This is a genomic window from Sphingobium sp. BS19 (assembly GCF_027925545.1).
Classification (GTDB): Bacteria; Pseudomonadota; Alphaproteobacteria; order Sphingomonadales; family Sphingomonadaceae; genus Sphingobium.
Map to the genome: position 1 here is coordinate 10,433 of NZ_BSEF01000006.1, position 25,790 is coordinate 36,222.

Here is a 25,790-nt window from a genome sequence, read left to right on the forward strand (position 1 = left end):
GTCATTCGTGTCGCAATGCGTCGATAGGATTGAGGGAAGCGGCGCGGCGGGCCGGGAAGTAGCCGAATACGACGCCGATGGCCGCCGAGAACAGGAAGGCGAGCACATTGATCTTCAGGTCGAAAATGAAAGGCACCTGCATCAACGGCGCAATGGCAAGGGATGCGACCAGCGCAAGGCCAAGACCGATCAGGCCGCCGAGGCACGATAGCACGATGGCCTCGACCAAGAATTGCAGCAGAACTTCCTGCGCTACAGCGCCGATGGCGAGGCGGATGCCGATTTCGCGGGTGCGCTCGGTCACCGAGACCAGCATGATGTTCATGATGCCGATCCCACCGACCAGCAGCGATATCGCGGCCACTGCACCGACGATCTGCGTCAATATGGTCGTGGTGCCAGTCAGCGTATCGGAAATCTGCTTGGTGTCGAAGACGTTGAAGTTGTCCGCCGAGCCGGGCTTTACCTTGCGCCGCTCGCGCATGAGCTGTTCGAGGCTGTCCTGTACTGTGCCGCTGTCATACGCATCGTCGACGGCGACCATGATGAGGCCGATATCCCGATTGCCGGTGAAGCGGCGTTGCACGAATTTTATGGGCATCACGACGACATCGTCCTGATCGTTGCCGAACCCACCCTGCCCGCGCGTCGCCAATAAGCCGATGACCTGACAGCTTACGCCCTTGATACGGAAGCGCTTGCCGATAGGGTCTGCTTGCCGGAACAGGTTGTTCCGCAGCGTCGATCCGATGATGCAGACGGGCTTTCCGGCCTCCTCTTCCTCCGGCATGAAAAGGCGTCCGCTATCGAGTTTCCACTGCTGTGCTTCGAAATAGGCAGCGGTGGTGCCGTTGACGGTCGTGTTCCAGTTGGACCCTTCATAGATGGCAATGCCACTGGTCGAGGCTTGCGGTGCCACGGCGCGGACGCCGGTAAGCTGATTGGCGATGGCGGTCACGTCGTCCGGTTCGAAGTCCGGTGGCTTGGGACCGCCGCCGCCGCGCCCGAAACCCTGCCCCGGTCGCAGTTGCAGGATATTGGCGCCAAGGCTGCTGATCTGTTCCCGCACGGCTGCAGTCGCGCCATTGCCCAGCGTCGTCATGGTGACGACCGCGGCCACGCCGATGATGATACCGAGCGTCGTGAGGAAGGAGCGCAGCTTGTGCCGCGCGATGGCGCGGAAGGCGAGCGTGACGGTGGTGCCGATGATCACGCTGCCTGACCCTTTTCGATGCGTTCGACCAGACCGTCCTTGAAATGGACGATGGTACGCGCGAAGGCGGCCATATCGGGTTCGTGGGTGACCATCAGCACGGTGATGCCGCTGTTGCGGTTGAGATCGGTCAGGAGTTCCATGATCTCCACCGAGCGTTCCGAATCGAGATTGCCGGTCGGTTCGTCGGCCAGCAGAACATCGGGGGACGTGACGATGGCGCGGGCGATGGCGACACGCTGCTGCTGACCGCCGGACAGTTCGGCGGGGGTATGATCCCACCAGGGTTTCAGGCCCACCTTGTCGAGCGCGGCCATGCCGAGGTCATAGCGTGTCTTTTTATCCTCACCGCGATACAGCAAGGGCAGCTCTACATTTTCGAGTGCGGTGGTGCGCGAGAGCAGATTGAACCCCTGAAACACGAAACCCAGATAGCGGCGACGCAGCAAGGCGCGCTGATCCCGGTCGAGCGTTTCGACATGATGATTGTGGAACAGGAATGTCCCGGCACTCGGTACGTCGAGGCAGCCCAAGATGTTCATCGTGGTCGATTTGCCCGAACCCGATGGACCCATCACCGCGACGAAATCGCCGCGTTCGATATCCAGGTCTATGCCCTTGAGCGCCTGAAACAAGGTCGCGCCACTGCCATAATCCTTGGTAACGCCGCGCAGACGGATGATCGGATCATTCGCCATCAGCGGCTCTTTGCGCGCGGCGCGCTTCGCGGCGGGCGCGCATTTCCTCGCGCTGTTCGGGCGTAAGGCTGTCCATGAAGGCGCGGCGTTGTTCGGGGGTCATGTCGCGCAGGCGTGGGCGGTCGGCTGTCGTAGTTGTCGGCGCAGATGTGGCGTCTTTACGCGGCGCAGGCGTGGCGGCGGCGGGCGCGCTGCTGTTGCCGGCGGGCATGGCTGGTGCGGCGGGCGGCGGCGTTGCGGGTGCGCCGTGGCGCTTGCGTCCGCCCTGGCCACGGTCTGCAGCATCGCGTTCAGGCGGTTGTTCCTGTCCGGCGGCAAGCTGTCCGGTGATGACGCGGGCGCCTTCCTTCAGGTTGCCGCTCTGGATGACCGTTCGCGTGCCATCGCTGTCGCCGACGACGACATTGACGGCTTGCGGCTTGCCATCTTCGCCGACGACATAGACAGTCTGGCTGCTGCCTGCGCCGAAATTCACCTGTTGCGTGGCGCGATTGCCACGGCGGGGGCGCGCGACCAACTGGCTGGTGATCCCGCCGCCGCTTTTACCGCCTGCGTCCGGTTTGAAACGCAAGGCTGCGTTGGGGACGAGCAGCACGTCCTTAAGCTGCTTCGCGACGATATCGGCGGTCGCGGTCATGCCGGGGCGCAATGTTTCGTCGCTGTTGTTGACCGATAGCACCGCCGTGTACGCCACGACGGTATTGGTGGTCGCTGCCGCCGTGGTGGACGACGATGAGGACGTGGTGCTGGCATTGGACCCCACGTTCACGCGATTAACGCGAGCAGGGAACGTGCGGCCGGGAAAGGCATCGACGGTGAAGGAGGCGTCCTGACCATTGGCCACCTGCCCCACATCGGCTTCGTCCACGGCCACTTCGACTTCCATCTGCTGCAGGTCTTCGGCGATGGTGAACAGCACCGGCGCGTTGAAGGATGCCGCAACGGTCTGGCCCGGCTCGATAGAGCGGGAGAGGACGACGCCGGTTACGGGGGATATGATCTGCGCAATGTCCAGATTGGTCTGGGCGCTGGACAATTGCGCTTGTGCCACCGCAATCTGCGCCTGCGCAGAGCGTACCTGCGCCTGTGCCTGCGCATAGGTGGCGCGTGCGGAGTCGAGTTCGGTCTTGGCAGGGACGCGACCGCCCGAAAGCTGGAACACGTTCAATTGCCGATCCAGTGTCGCTTTTGCCAGCGCGGCGGCGGCGCTCGCCTGCGCGACGCTTGCCTCGGCGGAGGCAACCTGCGAGCGGTTCTGAATGACCGCATCCTTAAGTCGACGCGTGTCGAGCTCAGCAAGGCGCTGTCCCTTGGTGACGCGATCGTTCACGTCGACGTAAACCTGCGTAATCTTGCCCGACTGTTCGGAACCCACGTCCACCTGATTAATGGGTTTGAGGTTGCCGGTCGCCGAGACGGTAACGGTCAGGTCGCCCCGGCGCACTTCGCGGGTCGAGTAATTGGGCTGATCCTCACCAGCGAAGCAGCGCGACAGGAGCAGGAGGAGCAGCAATAAGCCGACACCTGAAACACCCCATTTGATCCACTTCTTCCACGGCTTTTCCGGCTTAACGCCCAGAAAATCATCCAGATTGTCCTGCGGTGCGGCTGTCACGTCTTGCGTCATTCGGGGAGTCCGTTCGGGGCGTTCGGGGTCTGGGTGCCAGGGGTCGGGGCGTTCGTGGTTTGCCAGCCGCCGCCCAGCGCGCTGTAAAGCTGTGCCACGGCCTGCACCTGATCGGCGCGTGCAGTGGCCAGTCCATCGCGGGCGGACAGCAGCGATTGTTCTGCGGTAAGGAGCGTCTGGAAGTCGGTGAGCCCTGCCTGATACTGGCTGCGCGCGAGGATGGCGCTGTTGCTGGCTGCGTCATAGGCGATCAGCAGTTGCGTCACGCGCTGACGCGCATTTCGGTCCGCGACCAGCGCATTTTCCACGTCTTCCAGTGCAACAAGGACCGTCGATTTATAGGCCGAGAAGGCCCCGCGCGCTGCCGCTTCCTGCGCGCGGACGCGGGAGGCCGTTGCGCCGCCGTCGAAGATGAGTTGCGCCAGATTGCCGAACAGGCTGCCGGTGATGATGTCGCCCAGACTGCCCAGCGACAGCGCACTCGTGCCGACATTGCCGCTGATGCTGAGTTGCGGATAGAGCGCCGATTCCGCGACGCCGATGCGCGCCGTTGCGGCGGCAAGCGCGCGTTCCGCCTGCCGCACATCGGGGCGCTGGCGGAGGGTATCGGCGGGGATGCCGGTCGCGATATCGGTGGGCGCGGTTGGGACCGGCGCGGGCGTTTCGAGGGCGCGGGTCGCTTCGCCGGGCGCCTGCCCCGTCAGCACGGCGATGCGGTTGAGCGCGTTGGCCAGGCCGGTTTCGATTTGCGGAATGGCCGCCGTTTGCTGTGCGAGTTGAGCGCGGGCCTGTTCCTGATCGAGCGACGACACAAGACCTGCCTCGACCCGCCAGCGGGCGATATCGAGATTGTCCTGCGCGGTGGCGAGTTGCTCCCGCGCGATCTTCAGCCGTTCCTGCGCCAGACGGGCGCTGATATAGTTGCGGACGGTTTCGGCGATGATGGAGGTGCGGACGCTGGCGAGGCTATAACCCGACGCCTCCAGGTCCGCGCGCGACGCTTCGACGGTGCGACCGATGCGTCCGAAAAGGTCGATTTCCCAGCTTGCGCGCAGGCTGCCCGAATATTGGTTGGAACTGCCGCCGCCGGAGGAATTGCCGACCACATTGCCATTGGAATCGAGGATGGCCCCGGACGTCCCCTGCCGGAAGTTGCGGCCGCCGCTGCCCGACGCACTGACCGATGGCACATAGCTTGCGCCAGCCTGCCGCAGGGCTTCGTTCGCCTGATCCAGTCGCGCGACGCCTTGAGCGATGTCGAGGTTGTTGGAAATTGCCTGTTGGATCAGTCCATCCAACACCGGGTCGTTGAAGCTGCGCCACCAGTCCGCCAGCGCGGTATCGTCAAGCGCAGCACCCTGCCGCGTGGTGTAGGCATCGGGGACGCCCAGCGACGCGGTGACAGGCGCGCGATACTCCGGCCCGACGGCACATGCGGACAGAGACAGCGTCGTTCCGATCAGCAGGACAACAGGATAGCGCACGGATTTCCTTTGATTGAGCCGGTGATTGGGCAGGGAAAATGGCGACGTACCCACCCAGTGCTTGCGCCGGGCTGAATGCGTATCTAGTTCCTGCCCAATTCACGACGGAGGCTCAACGGCTTTTGTGTCGTAAAGTGTAACAGGTGCGAAACGGTCGCTGGATTTGGCCGATGCGCAAGGTGGAGGATGTATGCGGGCGTTTCTGTTTCCCGGTCAGGGTAGTCAATCGGTCGGCATGGGCAAAGCCCTGTCGGATGCCAGTCCGGCAGCGCGCGAGCTGTTTCAGGAAGTCGACGATGCGCTGTCGCAGAAGCTGTTTCGCATCATGGTGGAGGGGCCGGAAAGCGACCTGACGCTAACCGAAAACGCGCAGCCTGCGATCATGGCCAATGCGCTGGCGACGTTGCGGGTGATGGAAAAGGAAGGCGGGCTGCGGCTGGCGGAGAAAGCCGATTTCGTCGCAGGGCACAGTCTGGGCGAATATAGCGCCTTGTGCGCGGCAGGTGCATTCGATGTGGCGACGACGGCGCGGCTGCTGAAGCTGCGCGGGCAAGCGATGCAGGCAGCGGTGCCGGTGGGCGAAGGCGCGATGGCGGCATTGCTGGGCGCGGATATCGAAAAGGCGCAGGCGCTGGCCGATGCCGCGGCGCAAGGTGAAGTCTGCACGGTGGCGAACGACAATGACCCGTCGCAGGTCGTGATTTCCGGGCATCGCGGGGCGATCGAGCGGGCGATTGCGCTGGTGAAGGAGCATGGGATCAAGCGCGGTGTGCTGCTGCCCGTTTCCGCGCCTTTCCATTGCCCGCTGATGCAGCCAGCCGCCGATGCGATGGCGGTAGCGCTGGCTGAGGCGGCGCTGCGGGCGCCGGTGGTGCCGGTCTATGCCAATGTGCTGGCCGCGCCGATTGCCGCGCCGGACGACATTCGGGCGCGACTGGTGGAGCAAGTCACGGGCCGGGTCCGTTGGCGCGAATCCGTGAGCGCGATGTGGGAGGCCGGGGTCACAGACTTCGTGGAACTGGGCGGCAAGGTACTCGGCCCGATGGTGAAACGCATCGCCCCGGACGCGACCGTGACGAGCATCGTGACGATGGACGATATCGAGGCGGCGCTGGCGAAGTTGTAGGATTTTTCGCGCGGAGACGCTGAGACGCGGAGGGTTTGTGACCGATATCGATCGTATTAGCGGAGATGTTCTGGATACGGCCTTGCGCATTCACCGTGAACTTGGTCCGGGTCTGCTGGAAAGTGTTTATGAAATAGTGCTTGCGGGAAAACTCGTTTCCATGGGCTATTCGGTGGCGCGCCAGCGGCCCATCGATATAGAATTTGAAGGGATGCGATTTGACGCGGCCTTCCGCATAGACCTTTTGGTGGAAGAACGATTGCTCGTGGAAATAAAATCGGTGGAACGCATCAATGCCGCGCATTCAAAACAGCTTTTGACCTATTTGCGCCTGACCGGGCAGTCGGTCGGGCTTCTCATCAACTTTGGCGGTGCCACGCTGAAAGAAGGCGTCCGCCGCCTCGTAAATGACTATCACCCCTCTGCGTCTCCGCGTCTCCGCGTGAACCAAATCTAATGGAGCTTTCTATGTTCGACCTCACAGGAATGACGGCCCTTGTTACGGGGGCATCGGGCGGGATTGGGTCCGCTATTGCAGGCGCGCTGGTGGCGCAGGGGGCGCGGGTGGCGTTTTCGGGGTCCAATGCGGAAAAGCTGACGGCGTTTGCCAGCCAGTTTTCGGGCGATCATGTTACCCTGCCCTGCAACCTGTCCGATGGTGCCGCCGTCGATGCGCTGGTGCCGCAGGCTGTCGAGGCGCTGGGCGGGAAGCTCGACATACTCGTTAACAATGCAGGCGTGACGCGCGACAATCTGGCGATGCGGATGAAGGATGACGAGTGGGATCAGGTGATCCGTATCAATCTGGAAGCGGCGTTTCGCCTCTGCCGTGCTGCGGCAAAGCCGATGATGAAAGCGCGCTTTGGCCGGATCATTTCGATTACATCCGTTGTGGGCGTAACGGGCAATCCGGGCCAGGCCAATTATGCCGCATCGAAGGCAGGGCTGATCGGTATGTCAAAGGCATTGGGGCAGGAACTGGCAACACGCGGCATAACCGTTAATTGCGTTGCGCCCGGATTCATCCGGTCGGCGATGACCGACGCGCTGAACGACGCGCAAAAGGAAGCGATTACAGGCAGGATTCCGGCGGGCAAGCTGGGCGAAGGCGACGATATCGGCGCCGCTGTCGCCTATCTGGCGAGCCGCGAAGCAGGCTATGTGACCGGCCAGACGCTGCATGTGAACGGTGGAATGGCCATGATCTGATGCGCCGAACCGATCCAAAGCACAGGTGGCGGCGCATTTGTTGCCTCTTGCCTAGCGCTTCCCTTGCCACTAGGGCGGGCTGAACAGATATTCATGTCCCAATCGCACTACCCAGAAAGAAGGACCACCCATGAGTGAGACCGCAGATCGCGTTAAGAAAATCGTCGTCGAGCATCTGGGCGTCGAAGCCGAGAAGGTTACGGAAGACGCAAGCTTCATCGACGATCTGGGCGCAGACAGCCTCGACATCGTTGAGCTGGTGATGGCGTTCGAAGAAGAATTCGGTGTCGAAATCCCTGACGATGCGGCTGAAAAGATCGGCACCGTCAAGGATGCGATCGATTACATCGACAGCAAGCAGTAAAGACGGACTTCGCTCGCAGCGGGCATAAACACCCCGCCGTGAGACGAGCCGACACAAGGTTGAGCGGCTCTCCGTCCCCGGTATCCGGTGGAAGGGGGGCCGTTTCCTTTTATTTTCTTATTTACGCCGGTCGGTCTTTGCCCGACGGGTGACAAGTCTGATTTTGACGGAGCGGGATTATGCGTCGTGTTGTCGTAACGGGTCTGGGAATGGTCACGCCGCTGGGTGCAGACGTTGAGACGGCGTGGAAGAACATCATCGCGTCGAAATCCGGCGCGGCGACGATCACCCGCTTCGATGCCACCGATTATGCGTGCCGCATCGCCTGCGAAGTGAAGCCGGCCGATCACGAATATGGGTTCGACCCCAATCTGCGCGTCGATCACAAGGTTCAGCGGCAAGTCGATCCGTTCATCATCTATGGCATCGATGCCGCCGGACAGGCGCTGGAAGATGCAGGCCTGACGGATGCTTCCGAAGAGGAGCGTTACCGGATGGGCGTTTCCATCGGATCGGGCATCGGCGGCCTGCCGGGCATCGCCAGCGAATCGATTGTGCTGCACGAAAAGGGGCCGCGTCGCGTGTCGCCGCATTTCGTGCATGGGCGGCTTATCAACCTGATCTCCGGTCAGGTGTCGATCAAATATGGCCTGATGGGTCCGAATCACGCTGTCGTGACAGCCTGCTCGACGGGCGCACATTCGATTGGCGATGCCGCGCGGATGATCGCGATGGACGATGCCGACGTGATGCTGGCGGGCGGCGCGGAAGGCGCAATCTGCCCCATCGGCATCGCCGGTTTCGCGCAGGCCCGCGCGCTGTCGACCAATTTCAACGACACCCCCGAAAAGGGATCGCGCCCCTATGACAAGGATCGCGACGGTTTCGTGATGGGCGAAGGCGCAGGCGTCGTGTGTCTGGAAGAATATGAACATGCCAAGGCGCGCGGCGCGAAAATTTATGCCGAAGTGATCGGCTATGGGCTTTCGGGCGATGCCTATCATGTGACGGCACCGCATCCCGAAGGTTCGGGCGCGTTCCGCTCGATGGAAATGGCAATGCGCAAGTCGGGTCTGGCTTTGTCCGACATCGATTATATCAACGCGCATGGCACCTCCACGCCGATGGGCGACGAGCTGGAACTGGGCGCGGTGCGGCGCTTGTTCGGCAACGACATTGCCAAGCTGTCGATGTCCTCCACCAAGTCCGCCATCGGCCATTTGCTGGGCGGTGCAGGCGCGGTCGAAGCGATTTTCTGCATCCTTGCGATGCGCCACCAGATCGTGCCGCCCACGCTAAACCTCGACAATCCGTCGGATGGCTGCGCGGGCGTGGATCTCGTGCCGCATGTCGCCAAGGAGCGGAAGGTGAAGGCGGTGCTGAACAACAGCTTCGGCTTTGGCGGCACCAACGCCAGCCTTGTCATGAAGGCGCTGTAAGGGCCGTTCGATGCGCCGTGTTGGCTGCCTGATCCTGCTGGTCTGCGTGGCGGCACTGGCGTTCGTGGCGTTTCAGTTCGTGCATGGCTGGACGCAGGACGGGCCATCGAAGACTGCCAAGACGGTCGTGATCGCCGATGGCGTGACGCTGACCAGCGCGGCGGTGCAATTGAAACGCGAAGGGCTAATCCTGTCCGCCGACGCGTTCCTGACGCGGGCCAAGGTGTTCGGATCGGGCAAGGCAATCAAGGCGGGCGAATATGCCATTCCCAAGGGCGCGAGCAATTCGGAAATACTGACGATCCTGCAGGGCGGCAAAGCCGTCACGCGGCTGATCACCATTCCTGAGGGTATGCCGTCGATCCTGGTGTATGAGCGGTTGAAGGCCGTGGATGACCTGACGGGTGAACTCGCCGTGCCCGCCGAAGGCAGCGTGTTGCCGGACAGCTATGCCTATGAAAAGGGTGAGCCGCGCGCCGCTGTGCTCAAGCGGATGCAGGCTGCGATGACCAAGGCGCTGGCGACGATGTGGGCGGAGCGCAGCGAGGACGCGGTCGTCACATCGCCGCGCGAGGCGATCATTCTGGCGAGCATCGTGGAGAAGGAAACCTCCGTCGCGACGGAGCGGCCTACGGTCGCGGGCGTGTATGGCAACCGGCTGCGCAAGGCGATGATGCTGCAGGCGGACCCGACGATCATCTACCCGATTACCAAGGGAAAGCCGCTGGGTCGCCGTATCCGCAAATCGGAAATCGCAGCGGTGAACGATTATAATACATATGCGATGACAGGCCTGCCCAAGGGACCGATTGCCAATCCAGGGCGGCTGTCGATTGTCGCAGTGTTGAACCCTGCGCCGACCAAGGCCCTGTATTTCGTGGCCGATGGCAAGGGTGGGCATATCTTCGCCGATACGCTGGAACAGCATAACGAAAATGTGCGTCGCTGGTTCGAGATCCGGCGCCAGCGGGGCGAGCTATAGGGCGCGACACTGCGCGCCCATCGCCTGTGTCAGCAGGGGGACGTGGCCCCCTACCCCCTTACTTCGTTGCGTAGTCGCCGGTGACAGCGCCGAAGACTTCGCGTGCGTGCACCTTGGCAGCAGTTGCGGTCTTGAAGGTTTCGGGCTGCAGCGTGGAGGTGACCAGCGGATAACCCTGCGAATTGTAGCGGGTTTCGCGAACGGTCAGGCGGAAAAGGCCATCTTCATCCTTATTGACCAAAAACGGGCGGACAGCACTGGACGACATGGGTTCTTCTCCATCACATGCCCGGCAAAGGGCGTAAAAAGGCAGGCAAAGCAGCACGCGCAGCCTGTTTCATCGACATCCGAATAATCCGGGCGCTTCGATGACCGGCCGCGGCGTTCGTGCAAAGTGCAACCAGTGACGAGCAATCGTCCCGCACGCGACGTTTGTTGCATAGCGGCATAGTCACAAAATAGCAACGCCAAGGGGGCACCTGTGGAGTCTGCGCGTTGCCGCAGGAAGAAGACACGCCACACAACAGCTTGTTAACTATATTCCCATAGACCCGGTTTTCAGAGTGAAATCAGGTAGATGGCATGTCGTCCTGACGGTTCACCGCTTCGCAACCGGAACGAATTTTATGTCACCTCGATCGCTATCGCTGCCTCTCCTCACTGTGCTGCTGGCGTCCTGCGGCGGGGGCGGCGGGACAAGCGCCACGCCTGCCTCTGCCACACCGCCCGTCACGATTCCCACGTCGCCCTCCACCGGAGGCGGGAGCGCGATGCCAACGCCGACGCCTGCGCCCACAGCGGCGAAGGTGGCGTTCGGCTATACGCTGGCACCGGCCGCGCGACCGTCGAAGGGCAATGCCCTGCCGCTGGGCAAATGCGTGAACATGGGCGGGATGCTGGAGCGCGAGATCGAAGGCGATATTTTCGGACGCCCGATCCGCGATGACGATTTCCGCACCATCCGTGCCGCCGGGTTCGATACCGTGCGGCTGCCCGTCAAATATTCCGCGCACACGGCGATAACCCCACCCTATGCCATTGAGGCCGCACTGATGGCGCGCGTGCGGCACGTGGTCGACCTGGCCGTGGCCGCGGACCTCAACATCATCATCGATCTGCATCACTATATCGACGTGCAGCAGTCCCCCGTTGCCGAGCGGGAGCGTTTCCTGGCGATCTGGCGGCAGATTGCCGAAGCGCATCGCAACGATGGGCCGAAGGTGTGGTTCGAGTTGCTGAATGAGCCGAGCCATGAATTCTGGAGCAAGGTCAGCACCTGGGACATCTTTAAGCCTGCGATCCAAGAGATCCGGAAGACAAACCCGACACGACCGATCGTCGTGGCCGGCAATTATGGCAGCAAGGTCGAATCGCTGGCGACATTCGATATCCCGCTGGACGATCCCAACCTGATCCCCACCTTCCATTTTTACGAGGCCAAGGAGTTCACGCATCAGGGCGCGAAATGGACGACAATCGCTTATCCGATGGGTCGTGCGCTACAGGAAAGCGATCGTGCAGCCATCGATACAGCAGTCACGCGCGTCAAAGAGTATATGAACCGCACCGGGCGCGTGCCGTTTCTGGGCGAATATGGCGCCTATGATATTGACGGCATCGCCGTTGCCGACCGCATACAATATTACGGGCTGGTGAGTTCCGCCTTTGCCTCCATCGGTGTGCAGAGTTGCGCATGGTCGTTCACCAACGGCTTTTCGCTATATAATAAGACGGGGTGGATACCGGGGATGCTGGATGCGGTGCAGACCACGACGACTTTGATGTAGTTTTGGCTGTATTCACAAGCCATTAGTATCTGCTGCCTAAGCATCGGAATACCGCAGGAGAACGAAGCGTGCAGGCAGGGTGCCAAGGTTGCAAATCGGAAGGCCAGACTTTCGACATCGCCATGGCATTCCAGCCGATTGTCGATACGGATACTGGCAATCCGTTCGCTTTTGAGGCGCTGGTTCGCGGCGCGAATGGCGAAAGCGCTGCCGACGTTCTTGCCAATGTGACGCCCTCAAACCGCTATGCGTTCGATCAGCAGTGCCGCGTGGCCGCAATAGAAGGCGCCGTTGCTGCCGGAATATTGGACAGCGGGGCCAAGCTATCGATCAATTTTCTGCCCAATGCCGTATATTCACCCATAGCGTGCATCCAGTTGACGTTGAAGACAGCCCAAGCGACAGGCTTTCCCACGGATCGACTGATATTCGAGTTCACTGAAAATGAGCATATGGCCGATGTGGGGCATGTTCAGAGCATCGTCGAATCCTACCGCAAGATGGGGTTCGGCACCGCCATCGACGACTTCGGCGCGGGCCATGCCGGATTGGGGCTGCTCGCCAAGTTCCAGACCGATTATATCAAGCTCGACATGGAGTTGATCCGCGGCCTCGACACCAGCATGCCGCGCCGGATGATTGTGGAAGGCGTTCTTCGCATTGCCAATTCGCTGGGCATTACGATTATTGCCGAAGGTATCGAGACCGTCGGCGAATATGATGCCCTGCGCGCCATCGGTGTGCGGTATATTCAGGGTTATCTGCTTGCGCGTCCCGGTTTTAAGATGTTGCCGATCGCGCGGCTGCCCCGAGACGGTTACCCGGAAACATACGAAGCGGTTGCCTGATCAGGGTTTGGAATAGCTTCACTTGCGCCTGTTGCTGCGCCGCTCTAGCCTCCTGTAAAACCTACAGGAGTCTCCCCCATGACCACTGCTCTGCAAGACATTCCGCTCAAGACGATCCGCGATGGCGATGCCAGCCTGGCCGATTTTGCCGGGAAGGTGGTGCTGGTCGTCAACGTCGCGTCCAAATGTGGGCTGACGCCGCAATATGAAGGGCTGGAGAAGCTCTATTCGGACTATAAGGATAAGGGGCTGGTCGTGGCGGGCTTTCCGGCGAATGATTTTGCGGGACAAGAGCCGGGGACGAACGAGGACATCGCGACGTTCTGCACCACCAATTTCGCAGTGGATTTCCCGATGTTCGCCAAGCTGGTCGCGACGGGGCCGGACAAGCATCCGCTTTATGCGGCGCTGACCGAGGCCGCGCCCAAGGCGTCAGGCGATGGCGATGCGTTTCGTGAAAAGCTGCGCGGATATGGCATGACGCCGAATCCGGAGCCGGAAGTGCTGTGGAATTTCGAGAAGTTCCTGATCGCAAAGGACGGCACGGTTGCTGGGCGGTTTGCGCCGACGACGGCACCGGACGATGCGGAACTGGTCGCTGCCATCGAAGCGGAACTGGCGAAGTAGATTTCGGGGCGCAATCCGCTTTCAGGACCACATTCATAAAACAGGGAACATCATGCGCGCACATTTGCTGGCGTGGACCGCCATATTGCCGCTGGCCATTGCCACTATATCTCCCGCTCGCGCACAGACGCCTGCGCCACTGAGCGCCGATCAGGCGGTGTTTCGCGATTTGTTCAAGGAACTGGTGGAGACCAACACGACGGTGTCTTCGGGCAGTTGCACGGCGGCAGCGGAGAAGATGGCGGCGCGGTTGAAGGCGGCGGGGTATAAGGACGATCAGCTTACGCTGTTTTCCGTGCCGGAGTTTCCCAAGGATGGCGGGCTGGTCGCGGTGCTGCCGGGGACGAGCAAGACGCTGAAGCCGATGTTGCTACTCGGCCATTTGGACGTGGTGGAAGCCAAGCGGGAAGACTGGACCCGCGATCCGTTCACGATGGTCGAGGAAAACGGATATTATTACGCGCGTGGCGCATCCGACATGAAGGGGATGGTCGCCGCGTGGGTCGACATCATGGCGCGGCTGAAGAAAGACGGCCCTGCGCCGAAGCGCATGATCAAGCTGGCGCTGACCTGCGGCGAGGAAACGGGCGGGCGCTTCAACGGCGCCAAGTGGCTGGCCGAAACGAAGCCCGATCTGATCGCTGCTGAGTTCGCATTGAACGAAGGCGGCGGCGGGCGGACCGATGGCAAGGGCAAGGTCGTCGTCCAGTCGATGCAGATCGGGGAGAAATCGAACCGTAATTTCAGGATCGAAGCGACCAATCCGGGCGGGCATAGCTCCATCCCCGTGCGGGAGAATGCGATCTACGATCTGGGCGATGCGTTGGCCAAGGTGCGGGATTACGGGTTTCCGGTGACGCTGAACGATACGACGCGCGCTTTCTTTGCGAAGGCTGGCGCGTCGCGGGGCGACGATATGGGTCGTGCGATGGTGGCACTGTCGAAGAACCCGAATGATGCCAGCGCATTGGCGATGGTGACGTCCGATCGCGGGTATAACAGTACGTTGCGCACCACTTGCGTCGCGACGACCATCGCGGGGGGCCATGCGGAAAATGCATTGCCGCAGCGGGCGTCAGCCAACGTCAACTGCCGTATCTTCCCCGGCGAAACCGCCGAAACGACGCAGGCGGCGTTGGTGAAGGCCATCAACAATCCCGCCATTACCGTGACACTGGTTGGACGCATCCGGCCAATTGCGGTGCCGCCGCCGCTCGATCCGCGCATCATGGGTCCGGCGGAAAAGCTGGTCGCGAAATATTTCCCCGGCGTGCCGCTGGTGCCGAGCATGTCGACGGGCGCAACCGACGCGACGTATCTGGGGGTGATCGGCATTCCGACTTATGGTGTGCCGGGGGGCTGGGGCGATCCGGATGGCAATGGCGCACATGGCCTGAATGAACGCCGCGAAATCACGTCGCTGATGGTCGGGCGCGATTTTCTCTATGATCTCGTCACGGCTTACGCCAGCAAATGAGGCTGCATTCCATGATCCTTCGTTCCACCGTCGCCTTGATGGCGATGAGCCTTGCCCTGCCCGCCCATGCGGCGTTGTCGCCTGCCGAAACGGCGATGAGCCGCACGGTCGATGCTGAATATGAGCGGTCGATTGCGCTGCTCGAAAAGCTGGTCAATCAGAATAGCGGGTCGCTGAACCTTGCTGGCGTTGAGGCGGTCGGCGAGATGGTGACGCCGGAGTTGAAGGCGCTGGGCTTTGCGGTCGAGTGGAAGCCGATGCTGGCGGCGAAGCGCGCGGGGCATATCGTTGCCACACACAAGGGGAAGCCGGGGACGACGAAGATGCTGCTGATCGGGCATCTCGACACCGTGTTCGAACCGGATTCACCGTTCCAGACATTCGCGCGGGCGGGCGACAAGGCCAAGGGTCCGGGCGTAGCCGATGACAAGGGCGGGATGGTCGTGATGCTGTCTGCGCTGCGGGCGATGCAAGCGGCGGGGACGCTGAAAAACGCGAACATCGAAATCGTGCTGACGGGCGACGAGGAAGATAGCGGCGAGCCGCTGGACGTGGCGCGCGCGGACCTGATCGCGGCGGGCAAGCGGGCGGACGTGGCGCTGGATTTCGAAGGGCTGTCAGTCGTGGACGGCGTGGACATGGGATCGATTGCGCGGCGATCCTCCAATAGCTGGACGCTGACGGCGACGGGGAAATCCGGGCATAGTTCGGGCATATTCTCGCCGACCGCAGGGGAAGGCGCAATATATGAGCTGACGCGGATCATTGCGACGTTTCGCAAGCAACTGCCCGAGCCGAACCTGACGTTCAATGTCGGCATCATCGGCGGCGGGCAGAGTGCGGAACTCGACAAGGACGGTGTGCGGATCGCGGCGACGGGGAAGACCAACATCATCCCGTCCATCGCCATCGCGCGGGGTGACTTCCGCACACTGAGTCAGGATCAAACGGACCGCGTGATCGCGAAGATGAAGGCCATCGTCGAGGCGCATGCGCCGGCGACGAGCGCGACGATCCTGATCGACCAAGGCTATCCGCCGATGGCGCCGACCGAGGGCAATCGCGGGTTGCTGACCAAGCTGAATGGCATCAACGCCGATTTGAAGTTGCCGCAGATGCCTGCGCTCGATCCGTTGAAGCGGGGTGCGGGGGATATTTCCTTCGTCGCGGCGGATACGGACGGGCTGGTCGGCCTGGGCGTGAGCAGCGAAGGCGATCATACGCCGGAAGAAACGGCCGATCTGGACAGCATCAAACGGCAGGCCAAGCGGGCGGCGATATTGATGACGCGGCTGAGCATGGAACCGGGGCGCAAGAAGTAAAGCCGCCGCGCCATCGAACTTGCGTTTATTGCATCCGTGGAACGGATGAAGGGCTGCCCCGTTGGGGGTCGATGGCAAACCCACGATTATACCCGCTGCTGGCGCGTCCGAATATCGGGCTGGCTGGCCCCGTCGATTATAATATGTACGGATTTTTCCGGCAGGCGCTGATTTCCGCGCCGAAGACCGGGCCGTTGGTGATTTCGCTCACCACGATGGGCGGCGATCCGGAAGTGGCGCGCGCGATGGGCGACGATGTGCGCATCATGCAGGAGCATGAGGGGCGCGAGTTGCTGTTCCTGGGGCAAGCCGCCGTCTATTCGGCGGGGGCAACCTTCATGAGCTATTTTGCGCGGGACAAACGCTTTCTGACGCGCGGGACGCGAGTGATGATCCACGAGCGGCAGATCACCAAAACCATCAACCTGTCGGGTCCGCTGCGCATGTGCGTCGCGACGTTGAAGGCTACGCTCAACGAGATCGAGCATAGCATCAACATCGAGGAAGAAGGCTTCCGCGCGCTGATCGAAGGCAGCAATATCGGCTTCGACGAAGTGCACCATAAGGCGCCGGAGAACTGGTATATCGACGCCGAGGATGCCCGCGACATGGGGCTGGTGCTGGACGTTATCTAGCTAGTCCCTCGGCCTCAAACCCCTTTGAACGTATCGCATTGCGCCGGGTCGCCGGTGCTTAGCCCTTTGCGCAACCATTCCATGCGCTGGGCCGCGGTGCCGTGGGTGAAACTTTCGGGCACGGGGCGGCGACCGGCGGCCTTTTGCAAGGTGTCGTCGCCAATGGCTTGGGCGGCGCGCATACCTTCTTCCAGATCGCCGGCTTCCATCAGGTTGGTGTCGCGGGCGGCCCAGACGCCGGCATAGCAATCGGCCTGCAACTCCATCGCGACTTGCAGGGCATTGCCTTCGGCTTCCGAAGCGCTTTTTTGTGCCGTGCGGACTTTGTTGGCGATGCCGGTGATGGTCTGGATATGGTGGCCGACTTCATGCGCGATGATGTAGCCGATGGGGAAATCCCCCGGCGCGTTGAAGCGGGTTTCCATTTCGTTGAAGAAATCGGTGTCGAGGTAGATTTTCTGGTCCGCAGGGCAATAGAACGGCCCCATCGCCGATTGCGCCGCGCCGCAGCCTGACTGGCCGTTCTGGCTGTAGAAGACCAGCGTTGGCGGCGGATATTGCTGCCCTTCCGCCTTGAAGATGTCGGTCCAGCGGCGCTCGGTGGAACCCAGCACCTTGAGCGAGATGCGCTGTACCGGGGTCAGTTCCTGAAAGCCGGGCTTTTCGGTCTGGACCTGCGGCGCGCCGCCCCCGCCGCCGCCCAGCAGGCTGAGCGGATTGACGCCCATGACAAGCGCGCCGACGATGAGAATACCGATGCCGAATATGCCGAAGCGGCTGCCCAGCAGCATCCCGATGAGACCCAGCCCGCCGCCGCCGAAACCACCGCCCCCGCCGCGACCGCTTTGAATCTCAAAGTTGCTGCTTTCATTCTCGTCGTCGAGCCGCATCGGGCACCCCTCTTCTTCGCCTTGGCTTAACCGTAGGGCAAACTATTGGCCAAGGAAACGGTTCAACGGGTGTGCGGGCTGGCCAAGATGAAATCTTTGTAATCAAGGAACGATAGCAAGGGTGCGACGCTATGATGTATTGCAGCGCAATATGACACAGAGCCCCACGAATCGACCCCGCCGATCGGCACCCCCCATGCCCTTGCCGGACCATGTCGCCTTGCTGTTGCAGGGCGGCGGTGCGCTGGGTTCCTTTCAGGCGGGGGTGTATGAAAAGCTGCAGGACTTGGCGATCGAAGTCGATTGGGTCGCGGGCATCTCGATAGGCGCGGTCAACGCTGCGATCATCGCCGGGAACCCGCCCGAACGCCGCATGGAAATGCTCAACCGCTTTTGGGAGAAGGTGAGCGGCGGGATGCCGAACCTGTGGATTCCCGAAAACGACCATATTCGGGAGGCGGCGCATCTGGCAGCGGCAGGCGCCGTGGCGATGTTCGGCGTCCCCGGTTTCTTCCGCCCGCACATGATCCCCAATGCGCTGATGCCCAAGGGTACGGCGGGCGCGATCAGCTATTACGACACGACGCCGCTGATCGCCACGTTGGACACATTAATCGACTGGGATCTGTTGAACGACGGTCCTGTCCGGATTTCCGTGGGCGCCGTGGATGTGGAAAGCGGCAATTTCGCCTATTTCGACAATCGCGGACCCGATGGCATCAGCCGATCCAATATGCGGATCGACGCGCGGCACATCATGGCGTCCGGTGCGCTGCCGCCCGGACTGCCGCCGGTCGAGATCGACGGACGGCATTATTGGGATGGCGGGCTCGTTTCCAATACCCCGCTCAGCCATGTTCTGGACCATCAGCACGGCGACATGCTGGTGTTTCAGGTCGACCTGTTCCCCGCAGAGGGGCCGATGCCCAAGCAGATGACCGACGTATGGTCGCGGCAGAAGGACATCCAGTATTCCAGCCGCACCCGGCAAGTGACCGACCAGTATCTGCGGCTACGGCGGGAACATAAGGCCATTCGGGCGGTGCTGAACCATCTGCCCGCCGAGATGTGCGACGATCCGGAAGTGCAGCAGGTCCGTGCCCTGCTGGACGACGGTGCGGTGAATATCGTCCACCTGATCTATCGCAGCCGTGCGTGGGAAGGCGGGGCGCGGGACTTCGAATTCTCACGCCCGACGATGCTCGACCATTGGGCGCAAGGCCGCGAAGCGGTCGAAGGCGTGATGCACAAAGGCGATCTGATCGCCCGCAACATATTGGATGGCACCAGCGCCGCGTTCGATCTGGACCAACCCAATCATCTGAAGGAGAAACAAGCATGACCCTGCAAGGTAAAACCGCGCTGATCACGGGTTCGACGTCCGGTATCGGCCTGGCCTACGCCAAGGCACTGGCGGGCCAAGGCGCGAATATCGTCATCAATGGATTTGGCGACAAGGATGCCATCGAGAAGGAGCGTGTGGCGCTGGAGCAGGCGAGCGGTGCGAAGGCGCTGTATAGCGGCCATGATCTGACCAAAGTCGATCAGATCGAAGCGATGATGGCGGAAGCGGCCAAAGCATTCGGCGGCGTGGATATCCTGATCAACAATGCCGGGATGCAACATGTCGCGCCGGTCGAGACGTTTCCGGTCGACAAGTGGGATCTCATCATCGCGCTGAACCTGACCGCCGCGTTCCACACGACGCGCCTCGCCGTGCCCTATATGAAGGAGAAGAAGTGGGGGCGGATCATTCAGACGGCCTCGGCACACTCCAAGGCGGCATCGCCCTTCAAGTCAGCCTATGTCACCGCGAAGCATGGCCTTGCCGGGTTTACCAAGACAGTCGCGCTGGAAGTGGCGACGTTCGGCGTGACGGCCAACTGCATCAGCCCCGGCTATGTGTGGACGCCTTTGGTCGAGAACCAAATTCCCGACACGATGAAGGCCCGCAACATGACCCGCGAGCAAGTCATCAACGACGTGTTGCTGGCGGGTCAGCCGACCAAGGAGTTCGTCACGCCCGAGCAGGTCGCCGCGATTGCGCTGTTCCTGTGCGGCGATGCGGCCAGCCAGATTACCGGGGCGAACCTGTCGGTCGACGGTGGATGGACGGCACAATAAGTCGACACCCGAAAAATGTTTTCGCGATCATAAGTGCATGAAATCACGGGGGTAGCTCTGCATATGAGCGCCCCCGTCGACGTAAAGCACCTGCCCCGTCACTGCGGTCGCACCCGCCAGATAGGTCACGGCGTCGGCGATCTGTGAGGGTTGCGGGAGACAGTCGAGCGGCATCGCTCCGGACAGGCGCTCCATCTGGTCATCGGAATAATCGGCGGTTGCGATGGTGAGGCCGGGCGCGACGGCATTGACCCGCACGCGCGGGGCAAGTTCACGCGCGGTAAGCTGCGTCAGACCGGCCAGCGCCATCTTCGACAAGGTGTAGGCAAGCTGATCGCCATGGGGATGGTCGATCCGCTGATCCAGAATATTGACGATGCTGCGATCCGTCGATCCGGCAGGGACCATTGCGAATGCCTTGGTCAGCAGCACCGGCGCGGCGCAATTGACCGCATAATGGCGCATCAGATCGTCCGAGGTTATGTTTTCGAGGCGGTCCTGACCGAAAATTGCCGCGCCGTTTACGAGAAGATCAGGTGGACGACCGAAAGTTGCGGCGACGCGGGCGATCAGTTCCTCGGCGGCTTCGGGATCGGCGAAGTCTGCGACGAAACCGTCCCACTCGGTGGCTTGCGCTTCCAATGTCAGCGCGAGCGAGGATTCCAGCCGCACGTCATGGCTGCCGTGAATGGCCAGCGCGTAACCGGCGCGGGCGAGCGCGGCGCTGATTTCCGCGCCCAGCCGGCGGTGTCCGCCCGTTACCAGTGCCAGCCTCTTGCCGGAAATGGGCAATGGCCCCGCCCGTTCGCGCACCGTCGAATCGTCGGCGGGCCGGGAGAGCGACCGGAAGCCCGTCGCCGAAACCGCGCTGGAGTCTTCGGGCGTCTCGCTCATATGCCCATCAGTTTGAGCACTTCCTTGCGGCTCTTTTCGTCGTCGCGGAACACGCCCATCATCCGGCTGGTGGTCATCGAGACGCCATGGGTGCGCACGCCGCGCCCGGACATGCAACCGTGGCTGCCTTCGATCACGACCGCGACGCCCAAGGGCTTGAGATTTTCCCAGATGCAGTCGGCGATCTGCGCGGTCATCCGTTCCTGCACCTGCAAGCGGCGGGCGAAGGCATTGAGGACACGGGCGAGCTTTGAAATGCCGACGACCCATTGGTCCGGCAGATAGGCGATGTGCGCCTTCCCAACGATGGGCGCCATGTGATGTTCGCAGTGCGACTGAAACGGGATATCCTTCAGCAGCACGATTTCATCATAGCCGCCGACTTCGTGGAAAATACGGCTGAGGTGATAGGCCGGGTCTTCCTGATAGCCTTCGCAATATTCCTTCCATGCGCGCGCGACGCGCTTGGGCGTGTCAAGCAAGCCTTCGCGGGTCGGGTCGTCGCCGGACCAGCGCAGCAAGGTGCGGATCGCCTCCTGAACGTCTTCGGGCACATCCATCTTTTTCGGACGCAAAAGACCCTGGCCGATTTCCCCTTGTTCTGCGTCCACGCCGATCCCCTCAATTGAACTTTCTCCAAGGATATGGCGATAGCGCATGCGAATTGCCAGCCCGTAGATGTCGATCCGCGCGGCTGGACAGGCCGCAGAACCAATGGCAGTGTCGATCCTATGGACGATATCAGTAACTTGATTGCCAAGGCACAGGATTGGGCCCCGGCCCGCATGGCGATTGCCACGGTCGTCCAGACATGGGGATCCGCCCCGCGACCGCGGGGATCGCACATGCTGGTGCATGAGGATGGCCGGTTCGAAGGATCGGTATCGGGCGGCTGCGTGGAGAACGCCATATTGGCGAGCGCGGAAAGCGTTATCATCTCTGGGATATCGAAATTGCATCGCTTTGGCGTCAGCGATGGCGATGCCTGGGAAGCAGGATTGCCCTGTGGCGGCGAAATTGCGGTGATGGTGCAGCCGTTGACGGAAGACGGATTCGCCCCTGCCCTGCTGACCCAGATTGCCCAAGCGCGTGCACGCGGTGAAACATTGGCGGTGTCCAGCGATACGGACAGCGGCAAGAGCGTGGCGGGGGAACATGCGGGGCAGTTCATCAACCGCTATCGCCCGCCCCGCCGTTTGATCATCACAGGCGCGGTGCAGATTGCGCAGGGGCTGGCGGGACTGGCGCGCGAGCTTGGCATCGCGACCACCATCGTCGATCCGCGCGGACGCTTTTTGACGCGGGAGCGCTTTCCCGATGCCGTGCTGGACGACCGCTGGCCCGACGAAGCAGTTGCTGCCTTGCGCCCCGATCCGGCAACGGCAGTGGTGACGCTGAGCCACGATCCCAAGATCGACGATCCCGCGCTGATCGAAGCGTTGCGCAGACAGACCGGCTACATCGCTGCGCTGGGGTCGCGCAAGAGCCATGCGGCGCGGCTCGAACGGCTGACGGCGGAGGGGTTTGCGGCGCACGATCTGGACCGGATCGACGGACCGGCAGGCATAGACATCGGCGCGCTCGGCCCCGGCGAAATTGCACTTTCCATCGCAGCCGGTATGATACAGGCGTTCAATCGGGTCGAAGCCCATATGATGGAAGCCGCCTGAACCCATGCGCCCTGAACAAGTTGCCGCCGTATTGCTGGCCGCCGGAAACTCGACACGCTTTGGCGAAGAAGACAAGTTGATGGCCGATCATAACGGGAAGCCGTTGATCGTCCATGCGATGGAATGTGTCGCATCGATTCCGTTCAAATATCATATCGCAGTGGTGCGTCGGCATGAGCTGGCCCCCATCATCCACCGCAAGCTGGATCGGCGCGGATTTACGCTGATCGTCAATGAGAACCCCGATGACGGGCTTTCGAGCAGCATTCGGCTGGCGGCGGATTATGTGTCCGAACTGCGCTGTAACGGGATGCTGATGTGCCTGGCGGATATGCCGCAGGTGCCGCAGAGCCACTTGATGCGCCTGGTAAGGACCGCCGAGGATATCCGGTCGGTGGTCGGCAGCACCGATGGCTTCACGCCGGGGCCGCCCGCCTTTTTCGGACGGCGGCATTTTGCCGAGTTGCAGGCGCTGAAAGGCGATCTGGGCGCGCGGGCGCTGATCAGCCAGAACTTGCTGATCGAGACGGGCAGCGCGTTGTTGTACGATGTAGACACGCCGGAGGATATTCGCCCCCGTCCGGAAGTGAGCGCAGTGCCGGACGTGCCGACAGCCTCCTAGGGCGCTTTGCCGGTGGCGTCGAAGCGGAAGGTGACGGCCACGCTGGCGTCCAGTCCGCCGCTGCTGTCGCCATTGCCGACATCGAAGGTCTTGCGGGCAATCGTGGCGGTGCCACTGACGGTGCGTTTGAGACCTGTACCCTTCAAACTGAAGCGGATGGTTTGCGGGGCGGTTGCGCCCTTAAGCGACAAGGTGCCGCGGGCCGTATAGCTGTTCGGGCCGGTCGCCGTCGCGCCCTTCGCCGTGAAGGTCGCGCGGGGATGCGCGGCGACGCCGAAAAATTCATCGCCGGGGAGCATCTGGCTTTGGGTCGGATCGCCCGTACTGGCGCTGCTCATGTCGATATCGACACGGATGTCCGCCGTTTCGGGACGGTCGGGGTCCATGGTGATCTTCGCGGTCCAGCGGGAGAAGCCGCCGCTGATGTTTTCGCCGCTGTTCCCTACGGAAAAGCCGATGCTGCCGCCCGGTTTTACGGTCCAGACCGGGGGCGGTCCGGCTTCCTCGACAGGGGGCGTGCTGTTTTCGACTGCGGCGGCGGCGTTGTCGGCTGGCGGGACGACGGCGTTGGCGATGGTGGTGTTCTCTGGTGCCGCTTCTCCCTCGACGGGGGCTGGCGCTTTTTCCGCAGGCGTCCCGAACATCGCCTGCCGCGCAAGCAATCCCCCGGTAACGAACGCCCCCGGTACGAGCAGGATCAGGAGCATCATGAGAGCGGGGGAGCGCCCCGGCACCATCCGCCAGACAAGCCCATCGCGCAGGAGAAGCTGATGGCGGATCGCGCCGGCTACGTGCAGTGCGAACAGCGCTACGCCGATCCATGCGAGCAATCCGTGGCCGTTTTCGGCGATCTCATGCGCGGCCCGTGGCAAAGGCAGATGCGGCAAGGGGATGGTGCCGAACAAGAGCGTCGGCACCTTGATCTTCGCCGTCGATACCAGCGCCCAGCCGGTCAGCGGCGCGAGGAGCATGAACGCATAGAGGCCGAGATGCACGACCTTGGCCAGCGCGCCTTCCCAGCCGCCTTCAGTCGGCGCGGGGCGCGGTTTGGTGAGCCGGGTCGCAACGCGCAGGATCGTGAGGGCGAGGATCAGCATCCCGACCGATTTGTGCAGTTGGTACAGCGCAAAGCCCTTCGGCCCGAGGCTTTCCAGCGACCAGCCCACGGCAAGCTGAAAGGCCAGAGCGGCGGCAATCGCCCAGTGCAGGACCATGGCGGTGCGGCTGTATTTCTGCATGAGCGATGCCTCCGGATGTCTGCGGCGATTCTATGGCCAAGAGCGCGTTTGCGCTATCCCCGCTGTTGGGAACGGTTCGTTCGCCCGATTGCCATAAAAATTTTGTGCGGGGTCGATACGCCGATAACCCTACGGCACCCTTTGTTCTGCCCGTTGGCGGGTGAGAGAGTGCTTTACGTGAACGTAAACTTCACTTGCACTTTTGTGCAGGAAGGTCACATTACACGGGTCGAGAGCGCCAATGGCGCGAGTCCAGAGAGAGGACGCATTATGGAAGCCTATATTTACGACGCTGTCCGCACCCCGCGTGGGCGCGGCAAGGCGGACGGATCGCTGCACGAAATCACCCCGATGCAGCTTGCCACACAAACCTTGCAAGCGCTGCGCGACCGCACACAGATCGATACAGCCGATGTCGACGATGTCATCCTGGGCTGTGTGACCCCGGTAGGCGAGCAAGGCGCGGACATTGCGCGCGTGGCGGTGCTGAACGCCGACTATGCGCAGACGACGGCGGGCGTGCAGGTCAATCGGTTCTGCGCCTCCGGCCTTGAAGCGGTGAACATCGCAGCGGCCAAGGTGCATGCGGGCGAAGCGGACTTCGCCATCGGTGGCGGCGTGGAGCATATGAGCCGCGTACCGATGGGATCGGACGGCGGCGCCATGGCGTTCGACCCTGCCGTGGCGTGGCACACCTATTTCGCGCCGCAGGGCATCGGGGCGGACCTGATCGCCACCAAGTTCGGCTTTTCGCGTACCGATTGCGACGCTTATGCCGTCGAGAGCCAGAAGCGCGCGGCGCAGGCGTGGAAAGAAGGGCGCTTTGCCAAGACCATCGTGCCGGTGAAGGACGTGATCGGTCAGGTCGTGCTGGACCATGACGAACATATGCGCCCCGAAGCCGACATGCAGTCGCTGGGCGCCCTGAAGCCGAGCTTCACCGCGATGGGCGAGGAAATGCCAGGCTTCGATGCCGTGGCATTGCTGAAATATCCCGAGTTGGAGCGGATCAACCATGTGCACCATGCCGGTAACAGTTCCGGCATCTGCGACGGTGCTGCTGCGGTGCTGGTGGGCAGCAAGGCGATGGGCGAGAAATACGGGCTGAAGCCGCGCGCGCGGATCAGGGCGATGGCCTCGATCGGATCGGAACCGACGATCATGCTGACCGGGCCGGAATTCATCGCGGGCAAGCTGCTGAAGAAAAGCGGCATGTCGAAGAATGACATCGACCTGTGGGAGCTGAACGAAGCGTTCGCCAGCGTCGTTTTGCGCTATATGCAGGCGCTGGACCTCGACCATAGCACCGTCAACGTGAACGGCGGCGCGATTGCGTTCGGCCATCCGCTGGGTGCGACCGGAGCCATGGTGCTGGGCATCGCGCTCGACGAACTGGAACGCTCCGGCAAGGGCACTGCGCTGGTCAACCTGTGCATTGGCGCAGGCATGGGCACCGGCACCATTATCGAGCGCATTTGAGCCACAGCGTCATTCCCGCATGGGCGGGAACCCCT

26 protein-coding genes are annotated in these 25,790 nt (G+C 62.1%); 17 read left to right on the top strand and 9 right to left on the bottom strand.

Annotation, left to right across the window (positions count from 1 at the left end):
- Position 1 precedes the first annotated feature (1 nt).
- From QMG56_RS07765 to QMG56_RS07780, 4 genes are read right to left on the bottom strand one after another with little or no spacing between them, the layout of a single operon-like run.
- Positions 2-1,210 (bottom strand): ABC transporter permease, encoded by a 1,209-nt coding sequence (locus QMG56_RS07765; protein WP_230187263.1) that lies wholly within the window; start codon positions 1,208-1,210, stop codon positions 2-4.
- Positions 1,210-1,911, bottom strand: a complete 702-nt coding sequence (locus tag QMG56_RS07770; protein WP_281822007.1) for an ABC transporter ATP-binding protein — start codon at positions 1,909-1,911, stop codon at positions 1,210-1,212. The genes QMG56_RS07765 and QMG56_RS07770 overlap by 1 nt, the downstream gene beginning before the upstream one ends.
- Entirely contained in the window at positions 1,901-3,538 is a 1,638-nt protein-coding gene (locus tag QMG56_RS07775; protein ID WP_281822008.1) for an efflux RND transporter periplasmic adaptor subunit, read from the bottom strand. Before QMG56_RS07775 ends, QMG56_RS07770 begins: the two co-directional genes overlap by 11 nt.
- Positions 3,535-5,022: an efflux transporter outer membrane subunit gene (locus QMG56_RS07780; protein WP_281822009.1), complete on the bottom strand. Its 1,488-nt coding sequence runs from the start codon at positions 5,020-5,022 to the stop codon at positions 3,535-3,537. The genes QMG56_RS07775 and QMG56_RS07780 overlap by 4 nt, the downstream gene beginning before the upstream one ends.
- Positions 5,023-5,212: 190 nt before the next feature.
- Between QMG56_RS07780 and fabD the strand changes: the two genes are divergently transcribed.
- The 6 genes from fabD (at position 5,213) to mltG (ending at position 10,142) form a co-directional block, all read left to right on the top strand.
- Entirely contained in the window at positions 5,213-6,148 is a 936-nt protein-coding gene (gene fabD / locus QMG56_RS07785; RefSeq protein WP_281822010.1) for an ACP S-malonyltransferase, read from the top strand.
- A gap of 37 nt (positions 6,149-6,185) precedes the next feature.
- Positions 6,186-6,605 (top strand): GxxExxY protein, encoded by a 420-nt coding sequence (locus QMG56_RS07790; RefSeq protein ID WP_281822011.1) that lies wholly within the window; start codon positions 6,186-6,188, stop codon positions 6,603-6,605.
- Between the two features lie 11 nt (positions 6,606-6,616).
- Positions 6,617-7,357 (top strand): 3-oxoacyl-[acyl-carrier-protein] reductase, encoded by a 741-nt coding sequence (gene fabG, locus QMG56_RS07795; protein ID WP_281822012.1) that lies wholly within the window; start codon positions 6,617-6,619, stop codon positions 7,355-7,357.
- 130 nt (positions 7,358-7,487) lie between these two features.
- Positions 7,488-7,721, top strand: a complete 234-nt coding sequence (locus QMG56_RS07800; RefSeq protein WP_006950224.1) for an acyl carrier protein — start codon at positions 7,488-7,490, stop codon at positions 7,719-7,721.
- Between the two features lie 179 nt (positions 7,722-7,900).
- On the top strand, positions 7,901-9,160 hold the full coding sequence (fabF, locus tag QMG56_RS07805; RefSeq protein WP_281822014.1) for a beta-ketoacyl-ACP synthase II: 1,260 nt from the start codon (positions 7,901-7,903) through the stop codon (positions 9,158-9,160).
- A 10-nt stretch (positions 9,161-9,170) separates the two neighbouring features.
- Positions 9,171-10,142 carry an endolytic transglycosylase MltG gene (mltG, locus tag QMG56_RS07810; protein WP_281822015.1) on the top strand — a complete coding sequence of 324 codons (972 nt, stop codon included), beginning with the start codon at positions 9,171-9,173 and terminating at the stop codon, positions 10,140-10,142.
- Between the two features lie 58 nt (positions 10,143-10,200).
- Here the strand turns inward: mltG and QMG56_RS07815 are convergent, their stop codons facing one another.
- Positions 10,201-10,410: a hypothetical protein gene (locus tag QMG56_RS07815; RefSeq protein WP_230187036.1), complete on the bottom strand. Its 210-nt coding sequence runs from the start codon at positions 10,408-10,410 to the stop codon at positions 10,201-10,203.
- 358 nt (positions 10,411-10,768) lie between these two features.
- Here QMG56_RS07815 and QMG56_RS07820 point away from each other — a divergent pair, with 358 nt between their 5' ends.
- The 6 genes from QMG56_RS07820 (at position 10,769) to QMG56_RS07845 (ending at position 16,838) form a co-directional block, all read left to right on the top strand.
- Positions 10,769-11,929 carry a glycoside hydrolase family 5 protein gene (locus tag QMG56_RS07820; RefSeq protein ID WP_281822016.1) on the top strand — a complete coding sequence of 387 codons (1,161 nt, stop codon included), beginning with the start codon at positions 10,769-10,771 and terminating at the stop codon, positions 11,927-11,929.
- Positions 11,930-12,051: 122 nt separating this feature from the next.
- Positions 12,052-12,777 (top strand): EAL domain-containing protein, encoded by a 726-nt coding sequence (locus QMG56_RS07825; RefSeq protein ID WP_281822017.1) that lies wholly within the window; start codon positions 12,052-12,054, stop codon positions 12,775-12,777.
- Positions 12,778-12,855: 78 nt separating this feature from the next.
- Positions 12,856-13,404 carry a glutathione peroxidase gene (locus QMG56_RS07830; RefSeq protein WP_281822018.1) on the top strand — a complete coding sequence of 183 codons (549 nt, stop codon included), beginning with the start codon at positions 12,856-12,858 and terminating at the stop codon, positions 13,402-13,404.
- 52 nt (positions 13,405-13,456) lie between these two features.
- Complete coding sequence (locus QMG56_RS07835; protein WP_281822019.1) at positions 13,457-14,881, top strand: M20/M25/M40 family metallo-hydrolase; 1,425 nt, start codon at positions 13,457-13,459, stop codon at positions 14,879-14,881.
- Between the two features lie 11 nt (positions 14,882-14,892).
- Positions 14,893-16,203, top strand: coding sequence for a M20/M25/M40 family metallo-hydrolase (locus QMG56_RS07840; protein ID WP_281822020.1), 1,311 nt, complete (start codon positions 14,893-14,895; stop codon positions 16,201-16,203).
- A gap of 71 nt (positions 16,204-16,274) precedes the next feature.
- Complete coding sequence (locus tag QMG56_RS07845) at positions 16,275-16,838, top strand: ATP-dependent Clp protease proteolytic subunit (protein WP_230187031.1); 564 nt, start codon at positions 16,275-16,277, stop codon at positions 16,836-16,838.
- A 14-nt stretch (positions 16,839-16,852) separates the two neighbouring features.
- On the opposite strand, the gene QMG56_RS07850 is transcribed toward QMG56_RS07845, so the two are convergent.
- Positions 16,853-17,728: a neutral zinc metallopeptidase gene (locus QMG56_RS07850; protein ID WP_281822023.1), complete on the bottom strand. Its 876-nt coding sequence runs from the start codon at positions 17,726-17,728 to the stop codon at positions 16,853-16,855.
- A gap of 151 nt (positions 17,729-17,879) precedes the next feature.
- On the opposite strand from QMG56_RS07850, the gene QMG56_RS07855 reads away from it, so the two are divergent.
- Both QMG56_RS07855 and QMG56_RS07860 read left to right on the top strand, forming a co-directional pair.
- Positions 17,880-19,070: a DUF3734 domain-containing protein gene (locus QMG56_RS07855; RefSeq protein WP_375713658.1), complete on the top strand. Its 1,191-nt coding sequence runs from the start codon at positions 17,880-17,882 to the stop codon at positions 19,068-19,070.
- Positions 19,067-19,852, top strand: a complete 786-nt coding sequence (locus tag QMG56_RS07860) for a 3-hydroxybutyrate dehydrogenase (RefSeq protein ID WP_281822026.1) — start codon at positions 19,067-19,069, stop codon at positions 19,850-19,852. The genes QMG56_RS07855 and QMG56_RS07860 overlap by 4 nt, the downstream gene beginning before the upstream one ends.
- A 27-nt stretch (positions 19,853-19,879) precedes the next feature.
- On the opposite strand, the gene QMG56_RS07865 is transcribed toward QMG56_RS07860, so the two are convergent.
- Positions 19,880-20,746, bottom strand: coding sequence for an SDR family oxidoreductase (locus tag QMG56_RS07865; protein WP_281822028.1), 867 nt, complete (start codon positions 20,744-20,746; stop codon positions 19,880-19,882).
- On the bottom strand, positions 20,743-21,306 hold the full coding sequence (gene folE, locus QMG56_RS07870) for a GTP cyclohydrolase I FolE (RefSeq protein ID WP_230187262.1): 564 nt from the start codon (positions 21,304-21,306) through the stop codon (positions 20,743-20,745). The genes QMG56_RS07865 and folE overlap by 4 nt, the downstream gene beginning before the upstream one ends.
- Positions 21,307-21,477: 171 nt before the next feature.
- Here folE and QMG56_RS07875 point away from each other — a divergent pair, with 171 nt between their 5' ends.
- Both QMG56_RS07875 and QMG56_RS07880 read left to right on the top strand, forming a co-directional pair.
- Complete coding sequence (locus tag QMG56_RS07875) at positions 21,478-22,416, top strand: XdhC family protein (protein ID WP_281822246.1); 939 nt, start codon at positions 21,478-21,480, stop codon at positions 22,414-22,416.
- A 4-nt stretch (positions 22,417-22,420) separates the two neighbouring features.
- On the top strand, positions 22,421-23,038 hold the full coding sequence (locus QMG56_RS07880) for a nucleotidyltransferase family protein (protein ID WP_230187025.1): 618 nt from the start codon (positions 22,421-22,423) through the stop codon (positions 23,036-23,038).
- Here the strand turns inward: QMG56_RS07880 and QMG56_RS07885 are convergent.
- The gene (locus QMG56_RS07885) at positions 23,035-24,276 is read right to left on the bottom strand and encodes a cytochrome b/b6 domain-containing protein (protein WP_281822029.1); all 1,242 of its coding nucleotides are present in this window, start codon (positions 24,274-24,276) and stop codon (positions 23,035-23,037) included. The two genes, QMG56_RS07880 and QMG56_RS07885, sit on opposite strands and share 4 nt — an antisense overlap.
- Before the next feature lie 270 nt (positions 24,277-24,546).
- Here QMG56_RS07885 and QMG56_RS07890 point away from each other — a divergent pair, with 270 nt between their 5' ends.
- On the top strand, positions 24,547-25,755 hold the full coding sequence (locus QMG56_RS07890; RefSeq protein ID WP_230187023.1) for an acetyl-CoA C-acetyltransferase: 1,209 nt from the start codon (positions 24,547-24,549) through the stop codon (positions 25,753-25,755).
- The last annotated feature ends 35 nt before the right edge of the window (positions 25,756-25,790 follow it).

Bases quoted from the DNA above. Each gene is read 5' to 3' on its own strand.
- QMG56_RS07865 (WP_281822028.1), bottom strand. From the start codon at position 20,746: ATGAGCGAGACGCCCGAAGACTCCAGCGCGGTTTCGGCGACGGGCTTC.
- QMG56_RS07880 (WP_230187025.1), top strand. From the start codon at position 22,421: ATGCGCCCTGAACAAGTTGCCGCCGTATTGCTGGCCGCCGGAAACTCG.
- QMG56_RS07855 (WP_375713658.1), top strand. From the start codon at position 17,880: ATGACACAGAGCCCCACGAATCGACCCCGCCGATCGGCACCCCCCATG.
- QMG56_RS07890 (WP_230187023.1), top strand. From the start codon at position 24,547: ATGGAAGCCTATATTTACGACGCTGTCCGCACCCCGCGTGGGCGCGGC.
- QMG56_RS07840 (WP_281822020.1), top strand. From the start codon at position 14,893: ATGATCCTTCGTTCCACCGTCGCCTTGATGGCGATGAGCCTTGCCCTG.
- mltG (WP_281822015.1), top strand. From the start codon at position 9,171: ATGCGCCGTGTTGGCTGCCTGATCCTGCTGGTCTGCGTGGCGGCACTG.
- fabF (WP_281822014.1), top strand. From the start codon at position 7,901: ATGCGTCGTGTTGTCGTAACGGGTCTGGGAATGGTCACGCCGCTGGGT.
- QMG56_RS07825 (WP_281822017.1), top strand. From the start codon at position 12,052: ATGGCATTCCAGCCGATTGTCGATACGGATACTGGCAATCCGTTCGCT.
- fabD (WP_281822010.1), top strand. From the start codon at position 5,213: ATGCGGGCGTTTCTGTTTCCCGGTCAGGGTAGTCAATCGGTCGGCATG.
- QMG56_RS07845 (WP_230187031.1), top strand. From the start codon at position 16,275: ATGGCAAACCCACGATTATACCCGCTGCTGGCGCGTCCGAATATCGGG.
- fabG (WP_281822012.1), top strand. From the start codon at position 6,617: ATGTTCGACCTCACAGGAATGACGGCCCTTGTTACGGGGGCATCGGGC.
- QMG56_RS07820 (WP_281822016.1), top strand. From the start codon at position 10,769: ATGTCACCTCGATCGCTATCGCTGCCTCTCCTCACTGTGCTGCTGGCG.
- folE (WP_230187262.1), bottom strand. From the start codon at position 21,306: ATGGATGTGCCCGAAGACGTTCAGGAGGCGATCCGCACCTTGCTGCGC.
- QMG56_RS07875 (WP_281822246.1), top strand. From the start codon at position 21,478: ATGGACGATATCAGTAACTTGATTGCCAAGGCACAGGATTGGGCCCCG.
- QMG56_RS07850 (WP_281822023.1), bottom strand. From the start codon at position 17,728: ATGCGGCTCGACGACGAGAATGAAAGCAGCAACTTTGAGATTCAAAGC.
- QMG56_RS07775 (WP_281822008.1), bottom strand. From the start codon at position 3,538: ATGACGCAAGACGTGACAGCCGCACCGCAGGACAATCTGGATGATTTT.
- QMG56_RS07860 (WP_281822026.1), top strand. From the start codon at position 19,067: ATGACCCTGCAAGGTAAAACCGCGCTGATCACGGGTTCGACGTCCGGT.
- QMG56_RS07770 (WP_281822007.1), bottom strand. From the start codon at position 1,911: ATGGCGAATGATCCGATCATCCGTCTGCGCGGCGTTACCAAGGATTAT.
- QMG56_RS07885 (WP_281822029.1), bottom strand. From the start codon at position 24,276: ATGCAGAAATACAGCCGCACCGCCATGGTCCTGCACTGGGCGATTGCC.
- QMG56_RS07800 (WP_006950224.1), top strand. From the start codon at position 7,488: ATGAGTGAGACCGCAGATCGCGTTAAGAAAATCGTCGTCGAGCATCTG.
- QMG56_RS07835 (WP_281822019.1), top strand. From the start codon at position 13,457: ATGCGCGCACATTTGCTGGCGTGGACCGCCATATTGCCGCTGGCCATT.
- QMG56_RS07815 (WP_230187036.1), bottom strand. From the start codon at position 10,410: ATGTCGTCCAGTGCTGTCCGCCCGTTTTTGGTCAATAAGGATGAAGAT.
- QMG56_RS07830 (WP_281822018.1), top strand. From the start codon at position 12,856: ATGACCACTGCTCTGCAAGACATTCCGCTCAAGACGATCCGCGATGGC.